Raw genomic sequence first — 12039 nt, forward strand, 5'->3', positions numbered from 1 at the left:
GCAGCGTCAGTGGCCTGGCCGTCAAGGGTCTCGAGGCCCTCGCTGCGCTCAGCGGTGGAGAGTTGAAGGCCGCCAAGTGGATTGTTGATTTCGGGGCCTGCTCGTGTTGGCGCGTAGGCCCCGAAATACCTTTTGTCGGCGCGTAATTCTCGCCATGTGAATTGCCGGAATTCTCACCCTAATGGCATGAGCATCCAGGCGGCGAGATATACCAATGCCGCGGTTCCACCCGTGCAAATAGCGGCGATAACGGCGAGTAGACGGACAAGATTGACGTCGGCGCCGAAGTAATCTGCAATTCCGCCGCACACTCCGGCGAACATTTTCTTGTCGTTGGAACGGGTGAAGGGGCGAGGTGTGTTGCTTTCGAATGTCATGCTTCAATTCTGAAGCGAGATCGCATCAGGCACCATCGGGGACGACCCCCATCTGCACCCTGATCTTTTGAGCCCGTCGTGTCATACCCCGGTAGTTCATCCCAGCTTCACCGAACGGTTGCTGCGGGAGACTAACTTGTCGGCGGTGACCGATTTAGCAGAACGCCGACCGTTCCTCAGCGCCTTCGCGGACCTCTCGACCGCCGTCGATCTGGCCGACACCGCCGCCTTCACCGTCGACGACAATGACGACGACGATCCGGTGCTGCTGACGTCGCCGGACGGTTTCGAGGTCGACACCTGGCGGGAGGGATACCCGTACGACGCACGGATGCCTCGGGACGAGTACGAAATGTCCAAGCGTCTGCTGCAGATCGAACTCCTCAAGCTGCAGAACTGGTCGAAAGAAACCGGCGCACGGCACGCCATTGTGTTCGAAGGACGCGACGCTGCCGGCAAGGGCGGAACGATCAAACGATTCATGGAGCACCTCAATCCTCGTGGCGCTCGCGTCGTCGCGCTGGAGAAGCCGTCGGCTCGCGAGTCGACGCAGTGGTACTTCCAGCGCTACGTGCAGCACCTTCCCGCCGCCGGGGAACTGGTGATGTTCGATCGATCTTGGTACAACCGGGCCGGGGTCGAGCGGGTCATGGGTTTCTGCACCGACGAGGAGCACGAGCGATTTCTGCGCCAGGTGCCGTTGTTCGAGCAGATGCTCGTCGACGACGGCATCAGCTTGATCAAGTTCTGGTTCTCGGTTTCACCGCTGGAGCAGCGCACGCGGTTCGCGATCAGACAGGTCGATCCCGTGCGGCAGTGGAAGCTTTCGCCGATGGACATCGCTTCTCTGGACAAGTGGGATGCGTACACGGCGGCGAAGGAAGAGATGATCCGGTTCACCGATACCGCCACCGCTCCGTGGACCGTCATCAAGAGCAACGACAAGAAACGCGCGCGGATAAACGCGATGCGTCACGTGCTCAGTCAGTTCGATTACGACAACAAGGATTACGAGATCGTGGGTACTCCGGATCCGCTGATCGTGGGAAGCCTCGAATAGTCGGCGCGTGGGCTCTGCCCATCCGCGGTGTGGGTGGTTAGTGTGAGTTGAATGGAGACCGTACCGATCCAACTCCCCGACGGCACCGTGACCCCGATCCGTCTGTTTCCCGGACCGAACGACGACGCACCCGTGGTGGTGATGTTGCCAGGGCTCGGAGTTCCCGCCGGGTTCTACGATCCGGTGGCGCAGGCCCTGGTCGAAGCCGGCTTCAATGCGGCCATCGGTGAACTGCGCGGCCAAGGTGACAGCAAACCGCGCCCGAGCGCGTCGAGTGCTTTCGGATATCAGGAACTGGTCTCGATCGATTGTCCGGCGACGTTCGAGGTGGTGCGCGAGCGGTTTCCGGCCAGCACACCATTTCTGATGGGGCACAGCATGGGCGGCCAGATCGGGGTCATGTACGCGTCGAGGATTCGGGGCCGGCTCGGCGGACTGATCCTGGTTGCCTCCGGATCGCCGTATCACCGCGGATTCCCCGGAATCCGTGCGCCCGGACTCTATCTGGGTTCGTCCGCGATGTCGGTGACAGCCAACATTGCCGGCTTCTGGCCGGGAGACCGGGTCAACGTCGGCGGCTTCGGTCGACAGTCGAAAGTACTGATCACCGATTGGGCACGGTTCGCCAGGACCGGTCGCATGGAACCCATCGGTGCGGATATCGACTACGAGGAGCGGATCGCTCGCCTGACCTTGCCGGTTCTGTCGATCACGATCGAAGGGGACGATCTCGCTCCACGCCGGTCGGCAAAGAACCTGGTGGACAAGCTCTCCGGGGCCCAAGTGACGATGACGCACATCGACGAACCACTCGGTCACAACGGTTGGATACGCAATCCCACCGCTGTGAGCGAGCGCGTCGTCGCGTGGTTGCGCGACCGCTGAAAGATCAGGCGAGCTTCTGCCAGAGGAACTCGTAGGTCAGCGCGGTCTTGAATGCCAGCTGAGCATTGTCCGCGGCGCCGCCGTGGCCACCCTCGATGTTCTCGAAATACAGCACCTGCTTGCCCAGCTCTTCCAGCCGTGCGGCCATCTTGCGGGCATGCGCGGGGTGGACGCGGTCGTCGCGGGTGGATGTCGCGATCAGGATCGGTGGGTACGACGCGGCGGCGTCGATGTTCTGATACGGCGAATACTCCGAGATGAATGCCCACTCCTCCGGGACATCGGGGTCACCGTATTCGGCCATCCAGGACGCGCCGGCCAGCAGGAGATGGAATCGACGCATGTCCAGCAGCGGGACCTGGCAGACGATGGCGCCGAAGAGTTCGGGGTACTTGGTCAGCATGATGCCCATCAGCAGGCCGCCGTTGCTTCCGCCCTGAGCTGCCAGAAGATCCGGGGTCGTGATTCCGCGATCGACGAGGTCTCTCGCGACGGCAGCAAAGTCTTCGTGCACCTTGTGGCGCCCAGCCTTGAGAACCTGTGTGTGCCAACCGGGTCCGTACTCGCCGCCACCACGAATGTTCGCAACCACATAGGTTCCGCCCTGCGTCAACCAGGCACGGCCCAGAGAACCGCTGTACGACGGCGTCAGCGAGATCTCGAATCCGCCGTACCCGTAGAGCAGGGTGGGGCCGGGCTCGCTACGCGGATTGCGGACCACGAAATAGGGGATGAGGGTGCCGTCGGCGGAGGTGGCGAAGAACTGCTCCGTGGTGATGTCCTCGGCGTCGAAGAACGCGGGAGCCTGCTTGAGGGCAGTGGGTTCGGTTTCGCCGATCACGCCGTGCAAAAGAGTTGCAGGGGAGGTGTATCCACTCGAATTGACGAAGTACTCGTTGCTGACATCAGGGTCGGTGTCGAGAATTTCGATACTGGTCAGTTCTGGAAGCCCTTCGAAAGGTCGATCCTCCCAGCCGTTTTCGCCCGGCGTCAGGATTCGCAGCGTCGTGCGCACGTCGGTCAGGACCACCAGAATCAGATGATCGCGTGTCCAGGTGTAGTGCTCGAGCGAGGAATGTGCGTCGGGTTCGAAGATCGATGTCAGTGCTCGTGAGCCGGCAAGGAAATCGTCGTAACGGATGGCAAGCAGTGCGCCGGTCGGATATTCGGTGTCCTCGACGGCCCACACGGACTTGGTGCGGATCAACAACCACTCGTGGTGAATCGAGATCCCGGCGTCCTCGGGGACGTCCACGAGCACCAGTTCACCGTCGGGGCGAACTTCGAAATGCTGAGAGTTGTAGAAATCGACCGAGCGAGTGACGAAGTCCCGTTCGAACCCGGGCGTCGGATCGTGCGAAGCCGAGATGGCCACGTCCGTGGCCTGGCCCTCGTAGACGGTCTCGGCGCTGGAGAGGGGAGTGCCGCGCTTCCACCGCTGGGCCAGACGGGGATATCCGGAATCGGTGAGCGACCCCGGTCCGATATCCGTTCCGACGTAGACGGTATCGATGTCGATCCAGTCGATGTCGGTCTTGGCCTCGGGAAGGTAGAAGCCGGGATTCTCGCCCTCGGGAGCGAGGAACTCGCGCTTGTCGATGTCGAACTCGCGAACGACCGCCGCGTCTGCCCCGCCGCGGGAGAGGCTGATCAATGCACGGTTGCGGTGTGGCCGTAGAAGTTGCGTGCCCTTCCAGACCCAGTTCTCGCCCTCGGCCTCGGCCAGGGCGTCGAGGTCGACCAGGACGTCCCATTCCGGGTCGTCGGTGACGTACTGATCGAACGTCGTGCGTCGCCACAATCCGCGAACGTGGGTGCTGTCGCGCCAGAAGTTGTAGAGGAACTCACCTCGACGGCGGACGTAGGGGATTCGCGCGTCGGTATCGAGGATCTCGCGCACGTCGCTCTGTAGTCGATCGAAGCGCTCGTTGTCGGTGAGCTGCTCCTCGGTCACGGCATTGTGCTGACGGACCCAATCGAGTGCAGACTCACCGGTCACGTCTTCGAGCCAGAGGTAGGGGTCGTCGCCGGTGGTGGGCTGCTGATCGGAAGTCATACGTCCATTCTTACTGCTCGCTCCCGACAGCACTCGACCCCGCTCCCGAAACACTGGAGCGGGGTCGAGTGAGAACGAATCGGGTCAGACGCCCAGGGAGTGAGCGAGCATCGGCCAGGAGTTGTGGAGATCGTCCTGCCAGTAGCCCCACGAGTGGGTGCCGGTCGGCTTGAAGTCGAAGGTGGCCGGGATCTTCAGATCGCTCAGGCGGTAGGCGAGGTTGTGGGTGCAGTAGTTGACCGCTGCCTCGATGACGCCGCCGACGATCGCCTGGTTGGCGAGCGCACCGACCTGACCGTTGATCGCGGGATTGGCGAGAGTGTCGTGTGGGCCGGGGAGTCCGGAGCCGGTGGAGACGTAGAGTTCGGTGCCGCGGAGCTTCTCGGCGTTGAGGACCGGATCGTTGTCCTTCCAGCCCTGACCGTCGAGCGGGCCCCACATGTTGGTGATGTCAGCTCCGCCGCGGGTACCTGTGACAAGTTCGATCGCACTCTGACCGACGGGGGTGCTGGTCTCAGCGCATCCGCTGTACGCCCCGACGCCCTTGTAGAGGCCGGGAGCCGCGATGGCGAGGTTGAGGACCGAGGTCGCGGTCATGGAGATCGCGGAGATCGACTGGACCTTGTTGGTGTTGAACTCGGCGTCGATGACGGGCGGGAGTTCCTTGGTGAGGAACGTCTGCCACTTCTGGCGACCGAGAACCGGATCGTCGTTCACCCAGTCGGTGTAATAGCTGAACGCGCCTTCGAGTGGAGTGACGACGTTGACGTTCTTGTCCTGGAAGAAGTTCATGACGTCGGTCTTGCGTTGCCAGGTCGCCGAGTCTTCGCCGCCGCCTGCACCGTTGAGCAGGTAGAGCGTCGGGCGGGGTTCGCTGCCATCTGCGGGGAGGATGACCTCGAGCGGGATGTTGCGATCCATCGCCGGGGAGAAGACCGAGATGGTGACCTTGCGGTCGCCGGTCTTGGTGTTGCTCACGACGTGCGATCCGGACGTGTCACCGCCCGCAGAAGCTGTCGCCGGACTGATCAGCATCGGCAGCACCGTGGCCACTGCGAGAGCTGCGATCACACTGCCACGCTTGAAAATTCGAGCACGCATACGTTCGGATCCTCCACCTGAATGTCTTCGGATCCGGAACGGATCGAAGTGCCTGTGAGCCCTTACTGGAACAGGTTCACTTTTTGTTATGTGTCAGTAAAGCAGAGCGGGCGCAGAAAGTGACGCGATTCGATTGCCTGACAATTGAATTGGCCCCGGAATTAACCCCCGAACTAACCCCCGAATCGGCCCAGACAAGCACTCGACCCCGCTCCCGGAAGTGCAGGGAGCGGGGTCGAGTCGGAACGATTTCGGTCAGATGCCCATCGAACGAGCGAGCATCGGCCAGGAGTTGTGGAGATCGTCTTCCCAGTAGCCCCACGAGTGGGTGCCGGTCGGCTTGAAGTCGAAGGTGGCCGGGATCTTGAGATCGTTGAGGCGGTAGGCGAGGTTGTGGGTGCAGTAGTTGACTGCTGCCTCGATGACGCCGCCGACGATCACCTGGTTGGCGAGTGTGCCGACCTGTCCGTTGATCGCCTCGTTGTTCAGGGTGTCGTGCGGGCCGGGGAGTCCGGAGCCGGTGGAGATGAAGAGCTCGGTGCCGCGGAGCTTCTCGGCGTTGACGACGGGGTCGTTGTCGATCCAGCCCTGGCCGTCGAGGGGGCCCCACATGTTGGTCACGTCAGCGTCGCCGCGCATGCCCACAACCAGTTCGATGGAGGACTGGCCGACCGGTGTGCTGGTCTCGGCGCATCCGCTGTATGCACCGACGCCCTTGTAGAGGCCCGGAGCTGCGATGGCGAGGTTGAGGACCGAGGTCGCGGTCATCGAGATCGCGGAGATCGACTGGACGCCGTTGGTGTTGAACTCGGCGTCGATGACGGGCGGGAGTTCCTGGGTCAGGAACGTCTGCCACTTCTGACGGCCGAGGGACGGGTCGTCGTTCACCCAGTCGGTGTAGTAGCTGAATGCACCTTCGAGCGGGGTGACGACGTTGACGTTCTTGTCAGCGAAGAACTCGTTGACGTCGGTCTGACGCTGCCACGTCGCCCGGTCTTCGCCGCCGCCTGCACCGTTGAGCAGGTAGAGGGTCGGGCGGGGTTCGCTGCCGTCTGCCGGGAGGATGACCTCGAGCGGAATATCGCGTTCCATGGAAGGGGAGTACACCTTGATGGTGGCGATGCGCCCGTTGTCCGTGCGGCTCGAGAGCTTGGAACCCGTTGTGTTTGCCTTGGCAACAGTTGCCGTGGTGGTCGACGGATCTCCGCCTGCGGACGACACTGCAGGGCTGATCAGCATCGGCAGCACGGATACTGCGGCTACAGCGGCGACCAGACGGCCACGCTTGAAAGTGCGAGCACGCATACGTTCAGAAACCTCCACCTAAAATTCCTTCGAATCCGCCCAGGAGTGAACGGTCCTTTGTTGCTGTTCCCGTACGGGAATTCATGCTGGGTACATGCTCTGTCGATAGGTACAGGGCGTGTGAGTCTTGTAAGTTCTACCGCATCGGTGCGTTATCCGCCAGTGAACCAGAGATTTGCTGAACGTACGACCAGTTTCAGGTGAATTTCCCTGATCATCGACGGGATTAGTGAGTGAACCGGACATATCCACTATGGGAACAACATTGTTGCCTACCTCTGCAGTCGAACGCGTCTGTCGAAGATCTTCTCCGATATCAGCGCCCAGCGGGGAGTTACGTTTCGGTGAACGTCGGTTACTCGCCGCAGACTCGCGCGGACTCGACGGCAATCGCCAAGAGTTTCGCGTGGCAGGCGCGGGTCGAGTTCCCGGAGATCACCCCTGTCTTCAGCGTCGACGGCGTCGTGGAGATTCAGGAGTCCGGCGGAATCGCCCTGGCCTTCGACCTGGAAGACTCGAATCCGCTGGAGGGAGACCTGGCCAACGTCTCGTACTTCTGCGACCTCGGAGTCCGCTCGATGTTGCCGACGTACAACTACATGAATGCTGCCGGCTGTGGCTGCTTGGACCTGGCGGACACGGGGTTGAGTGGATACGGCCGTGACCTGGTTGCCGAGATGAATCGCGTCGGAATGACGGTCGACGGCTCACATTGTTCGGTACAGACGGGGTTGGACATCTCAGCTATCACCCAGCGAGCAATGATCTACAGCCACTCGAATCTCCGAAGGTTGTGGGAGCATCCGCGCAACATCACCGACGATCAGGCCAGGGCGTGTGCGGAGACCGGCGGCGTCATCGGGATCAACGGCGTCGGCATATTCCTCGGCGTCAACGGACCGGATGACGACCAGGCTCGGCTGTCCGCGATGGCCGACCACATCGAAGAGGCTGTGGGACTCGTCGGCATCGATCATGTCGGGATCGGCTCCGACTTCTCCTTCGACGCCGACGACTTCCGCGAAGAGATCGAGCAGAACCCGTCGTCGTTCTCCGAGGCGTACACCGCGTGGGGGCCACTGCAGTGGACTCCTCCGGAGGAGGTGCTGACACTTGATCAGGTATTGCGTGAGCGGGGCTTCGACGAGCCGTCGATCGAGGCCGTGTACGGCGGAAATTTCGCCCGAGTTGCCCGAGAAGTGTGGGCTACCGACGGGTAATACGACCATCTGGGGACAGCGAAACGATGCAGGACTACCCTGGTGAATCGTGACCTCACACTATGACGTCGTTGTCCTCGGAGCCGGCCCCGGTGGGTACGTCGCTGCTATCCGCGCGGCACAACTGGGCCTGAGCACCGCCATCATCGAGCAGAAGTACTGGGGCGGTGTATGCCTGAATGTCGGCTGCATTCCGTCCAAGGCGCTTCTCCGTAACGCCGAACTCGCGCACATCTTCACGAAAGAAGCGAAGACGTTCGGCATGTCCGGAGACGTGTCCTTCGATTTCGGCTCCGCTTTCGATCGCAGCCGCAAGGTCGCGGACGGGCGAGTCAAGGGCATTCACTTCTTGATGAAGAAGAACAAGATCCCGGAGTACGACGGCAAGGGCACGTTCGTCGACGCCAACACCATCAGCGTGGAGCTGAGCAAGGGTGGCACCGAGACGATCACGTTCGACAACGCCATCATCGCGACCGGTTCGTACACCAAGCTGCTGCCCGGCACCTCGCTGAGCGAGAACGTCGTGACCTACGAAGAGCAGATCCTCACCCGTGACCTTCCGGGTTCGATCCTCATCGTCGGTGCCGGCGCGATCGGCATGGAGTTCGGTTACGTCCTCAAGAACTACGGCGTCGACGTCACGATCGTCGAGTTCCTCGATCGGGCACTGCCCAACGAGGACGCCGACGTCTCGAAGGAAATCGCCAAGCAGTACAAGAAGCTCGGCGTCACCATCAAGACCGGTGCCGCTGTGCAGTCCATCAGCGACGACGGCAGCAAGGTCACCGTCTCGATCAAGGACAACAAGTCCGGCGAGATCGAGACCGTGGTCGTCGACAAGGTTCTGCAGTCCGTCGGCTTCGCACCGCGCGTGGAGGGCTTCGGTCTCGAGAACACCGGTGTCGCGTTGACCGATCGCGGCGCCATCGCGATCGACGACTACATGCGCACCAACGTCCCGCACATCTTCGCCATCGGTGACGTCACCGCCAAGCTGCAGCTCGCGCACGTCGCAGAAGCTCAGGCTGTCGTCGCTGCCGAGACCATCGGCGGCGCGGAGACGCAGACACTCGGTGACTACCGGATGATGCCGCGTGCGACGTTCTGCCAGCCGCAGGTCGCCTCGTTCGGTTTGACCGAGGAGCAGGCCAAGGCCGAGGGCTACGACGTCAAGGTCGCGAACTTCCCGTTCGCTGCCAACGGCAAGGCACACGGTCTCGGTGACCCGACCGGTTTCGTCAAGCTGATCGCCGACAAGAAGTACGGCGAACTGCTCGGCGGGCACCTCATCGGACCGGACGTTTCGGAACTGCTGCCCGAGCTGACCTTGGCCCAGAAGTGGGACCTCACGGTCAACGAGTTGGCACGCAACGTCCACACCCACCCCACGCTCAGTGAGGCACTGCAGGAAGCGATCCACGGCCTCGCCGGCCACATGATCAACTTCTGACGGCAGGGCCTTCGGCCCCGTGCGCCTTTTCGGTAGTTCGCTCTACCGGAAAGGCACACGGGGTTTTTCGTCTTTTGTGTCGAGTTGTGTTGCGAAACCGCCAACTGAGGCCTTCGAGTCGGGGTGTAGGCGCGCAACGCATTAGCGTCCCGAGTCGACCATCCGGCTTTCGAAGGACCACTCATGAAAACTCGTTCCGTACTGCTCGCGGCTTGCGTCGCGCTGACGCTCTCCGCCTGTGGAACCTCAGGTGACGCCGGATCGGACACCGAAGCTTCGGGTGCCGCCGAGGCGGGGGCGTTCCCCGTGACCGTCGACCACGCTTACGGCTCGACCACGATCGACGCGGAGCCTATGCGCATCGTGACCATCGGATGGAGTGGCCAGGATTCGGTGATTGCACTGAACAAGGTCCCGGTCGCCATGGAGAGCTTCTCCGGCGACGGCATCGAGAACAACATTCTGCCTTGGGACGCTTCGCGTCTGAACGGTGCGAAGCCCGTTCTCATGACGACCAATCCCGATATCCCGTTCGAGCAGATCCTCGGGCTCGATCCCGACGTGATCCTCGCCGTCTACTCCGGTATCGACGAGGGCGAGTACAAGCGCCTCAGTGACATCGCGCCGACCGTCGCCTTCCCCGACCAGCCGTGGGATACCGCGTGGGACAAGCAGATGAGCATGATCGGCGCGGCGCTCGGACAGCCGGCGCAGGCGCAGACGCTGATCGACGAGACCGGGGCGTACTTCGAGAAGCAGGCCGCTGATCACCCGCAGTTCCAGGGCAAAACCTCGACGTATGCGATGCGCACCGACGAGGGCCTGATCGTCTTCTGCGGCACCGACCCGCGGATCCGTCTTCTCGGCCAGCTCGGGGTGAAGACCTCGCCCGGTGTCGACGCAGTGTGCACTTCCGGCGACAGTTCGGTGTCCGTGGGCATGGAATCCATCGACACACTCGACGCCGACGTCTTCATTCTCGTCGACGCCGACGGCACCAACCTGGACAAGCTCATGTCCTTCGGTCCGTTCGCGAACATGACCTCGGTGTCGAACGGCCGTCTGGTTCGTCTGGTCGGAATGGACTACGCGATGGCTACGTCCGCTCCGACGGTGCTGAGCGTTCCCTACGCATTCGACGAGTTCATCGCTCAGCTCTCGGACAAGTTGAGCTGATTCCGGGCGTCGTACGACGCTTGTGACGCAACGATTTTCGGCACCTGCGATTCGAGTAGTTCGATCAGGGCCGTGATCTTTGCGGCGACGTCGGCGCCGAGTTCGGTCAGGCTGTATTCAACTTTGGGCGGGATGGTTTCGAGTACCTCACGGTGCACGAGGCCATCCCGCTCGAGTGTTTGCAGGGTCTGCGAGAGCATGCGCTCGCTGACTCCGTCGACGCGTCGGCGCAGGGCACTGAACCGGTACGGGCCCTCGTTCAATGCCGCCAGCGCGAGTGCGCCCCAGCGTCCGGTTGCATTCTGCAATGCCGCCCGAGAGTTGCACCCGCGAGCGAAGACGTCAGCCTCGAGTGTTGGGTCCACGACGTCGGCATTCGGATCAGGGGTCTGGGCAGCACGTGAAGGTGAGTCGGTGCTGGTCATGAACCCAGGCTACTACTGCACGATCCCATAGCGCTAACTCGACATGTTGCACTTACGAAAAATAAGTGCATGATGGTTGCAGAACGCATTTACGCTTCAACCTGGATCGGGAGTTCGCATGAGCATTGCAGTCACCGGCGCAACCGGAAACCTCGGACAACTGGTAGTCGAGTCGTTGATCGAGCGGGGAACCGCCGCGTCCGACATCGTCGCAGTGGTCCGCAATCCGCAGAAGGCGCAAAGCCTCGCCGCCCGCGGAGTAGTTGTACGTCGGGCGGACTACGCCGATGCCTCGGCGTTGGAAATCGCATTGGCGGGAGTCGACAAGCTGGTGCTGATCTCGGGAAGTGAAGTGGGGTCACGGCTCGCGCAACACACCAACATCATCGACGCGGCGAAGGCTGCCGGTGTCGGATTCATCGCGTACACGAGCATCTTGAATGCTCGAGACACTCCGATGAAGCTTGCTGCCGAGCACAAGGCGACCGAGGACGTGCTCACCCGAAGCGGTATTCCGTTCGCACTGTTGCGCAACGGTTGGTACTGGGAGAACTTCACCAACGACCTGGCCGGTGTGATCGAACGCGGCGCACTGGTCGGTGCGGGAGCGGACGGAAAGATCGCGGCTGCGGCGCGTGTGGACTACGCCGACGCCGCAGCAGTAGTCGCGACCACCGATGGTCACGAAGGTGCAGTGTACGAGTTGGGCGGTGACGAGAGGCTCACCTACGCCGAATTGGCCGAGAAGATCAGCGAATTCGCGGGCAAGCCGATCGCGTATCAGTTCGTGGATGAGCAGGCCTACGAAGGCATTCTCGAAAGTGTCGGACTGCCTGCACCGGTTGCGCAGATCCTCGCCGATTCCGATGCTGCAATTGCCAAGGGGGCGCTGGACACCGAGTCGGGTGACCTGCAGAAGTTGATCGGCCGCAGCAGCACTCCGGTGGCTGAGGTGTTGGAGAAGGCCTGACCTGCTGTGCG

11 protein-coding genes are annotated in these 12039 nt (G+C 62.1%); 6 read left to right on the top strand and 5 right to left on the bottom strand.

Annotated elements, in window-relative coordinates; translation table 11 throughout:
- Positions 1 to 173: 173 nt before the first annotated feature.
- Positions 174 to 377, bottom strand: a complete 204-nt coding sequence (locus P0M12_RS19995; protein ID WP_003941534.1) for a PspC domain-containing protein — start codon at positions 375 to 377, stop codon at positions 174 to 176.
- 145 nt (positions 378 to 522) lie between these two features.
- On the opposite strand from P0M12_RS19995, the gene ppk2 reads away from it, so the two are divergent.
- Positions 523 to 1437: a polyphosphate kinase 2 gene (gene ppk2, locus P0M12_RS20000; RefSeq protein WP_007733731.1), complete on the top strand. Its 915-nt coding sequence runs from the start codon at positions 523 to 525 to the stop codon at positions 1435 to 1437.
- Positions 1438 to 1488: 51 nt separating this feature from the next.
- Entirely contained in the window at positions 1489 to 2322 is an 834-nt protein-coding gene (locus P0M12_RS20005) for an alpha/beta fold hydrolase (protein WP_054827775.1), read from the top strand.
- 4 nt (positions 2323 to 2326) lie between these two features.
- On the opposite strand, the gene P0M12_RS20010 is transcribed toward P0M12_RS20005, so the two are convergent.
- The 3 genes from P0M12_RS20010 to P0M12_RS20020 form a co-directional block, all read right to left on the bottom strand.
- Entirely contained in the window at positions 2327 to 4378 is a 2052-nt protein-coding gene (locus tag P0M12_RS20010; protein WP_081557544.1) for a prolyl oligopeptidase family serine peptidase, read from the bottom strand.
- Positions 4379 to 4462: 84 nt separating this feature from the next.
- Positions 4463 to 5479 carry an alpha/beta hydrolase family protein gene (locus P0M12_RS20015; RefSeq protein WP_003941485.1) on the bottom strand — a complete coding sequence of 339 codons (1017 nt, stop codon included), beginning with the start codon at positions 5477 to 5479 and terminating at the stop codon, positions 4463 to 4465.
- A gap of 255 nt (positions 5480 to 5734) precedes the next feature.
- On the bottom strand, positions 5735 to 6784 hold the full coding sequence (locus P0M12_RS20020) for an alpha/beta hydrolase family protein (RefSeq protein WP_007733735.1): 1050 nt from the start codon (positions 6782 to 6784) through the stop codon (positions 5735 to 5737).
- Positions 6785 to 7017: 233 nt separating this feature from the next.
- Here P0M12_RS20020 and P0M12_RS20025 point away from each other — a divergent pair, with 233 nt between their 5' ends.
- The 3 genes from P0M12_RS20025 to P0M12_RS20035 all read left to right on the top strand — a co-directional run bounded on the left by P0M12_RS20025 (position 7018) and on the right by P0M12_RS20035 (position 10633).
- A complete protein-coding gene (locus P0M12_RS20025; RefSeq protein WP_039973363.1) occupies positions 7018 to 8004 on the top strand; it encodes a membrane dipeptidase in 987 nt (328 codons plus the stop codon).
- Positions 8005 to 8053: 49 nt separating this feature from the next.
- Complete coding sequence (gene lpdA / locus P0M12_RS20030; protein WP_003941477.1) at positions 8054 to 9457, top strand: dihydrolipoyl dehydrogenase; 1404 nt, start codon at positions 8054 to 8056, stop codon at positions 9455 to 9457.
- 183 nt (positions 9458 to 9640) lie between these two features.
- The gene (locus P0M12_RS20035; RefSeq protein ID WP_073512154.1) at positions 9641 to 10633 is read left to right on the top strand and encodes an iron-siderophore ABC transporter substrate-binding protein; all 993 of its coding nucleotides are present in this window, start codon (positions 9641 to 9643) and stop codon (positions 10631 to 10633) included.
- Here the strand turns inward: P0M12_RS20035 and P0M12_RS20040 are convergent.
- Positions 10609 to 11058, bottom strand: coding sequence for a helix-turn-helix domain-containing protein (locus tag P0M12_RS20040; protein WP_007735410.1), 450 nt, complete (start codon positions 11056 to 11058; stop codon positions 10609 to 10611). The two genes, P0M12_RS20035 and P0M12_RS20040, sit on opposite strands and share 25 nt — an antisense overlap.
- Before the next feature lie 118 nt (positions 11059 to 11176).
- Here P0M12_RS20040 and P0M12_RS20045 point away from each other — a divergent pair, with 118 nt between their 5' ends.
- A complete protein-coding gene (locus P0M12_RS20045; RefSeq protein WP_277376741.1) occupies positions 11177 to 12028 on the top strand; it encodes an SDR family oxidoreductase in 852 nt (283 codons plus the stop codon).
- Positions 12029 to 12039: the final 11 nt, after the last annotated feature.

The organism is Rhodococcus sp. RCBS9, from assembly GCF_029457415.1.
Taxonomy (GTDB): Bacteria; Actinomycetota; Actinomycetes; order Mycobacteriales; family Mycobacteriaceae; genus Rhodococcus_F; species Rhodococcus_F qingshengii.

Excerpts from the sequence above, each read along its gene's own strand:
- P0M12_RS19995 (WP_003941534.1), bottom strand. The coding sequence starts at position 377 with ATGACATTCGAAAGCAACACACCTCGCCCCTTCACCCGTTCCAACGAC.
- P0M12_RS20005 (WP_054827775.1), top strand. The coding sequence starts at position 1,489 with ATGGAGACCGTACCGATCCAACTCCCCGACGGCACCGTGACCCCGATC.
- P0M12_RS20010 (WP_081557544.1), bottom strand. The coding sequence starts at position 4,378 with ATGACTTCCGATCAGCAGCCCACCACCGGCGACGACCCCTACCTCTGG.
- P0M12_RS20015 (WP_003941485.1), bottom strand. The coding sequence starts at position 5,479 with ATGCGTGCTCGAATTTTCAAGCGTGGCAGTGTGATCGCAGCTCTCGCA.
- P0M12_RS20020 (WP_007733735.1), bottom strand. The coding sequence starts at position 6,784 with ATGCGTGCTCGCACTTTCAAGCGTGGCCGTCTGGTCGCCGCTGTAGCC.
- P0M12_RS20035 (WP_073512154.1), top strand. The coding sequence starts at position 9,641 with ATGAAAACTCGTTCCGTACTGCTCGCGGCTTGCGTCGCGCTGACGCTC.
- P0M12_RS20040 (WP_007735410.1), bottom strand. The coding sequence starts at position 11,058 with ATGACCAGCACCGACTCACCTTCACGTGCTGCCCAGACCCCTGATCCG.
- P0M12_RS20045 (WP_277376741.1), top strand. The coding sequence starts at position 11,177 with ATGAGCATTGCAGTCACCGGCGCAACCGGAAACCTCGGACAACTGGTA.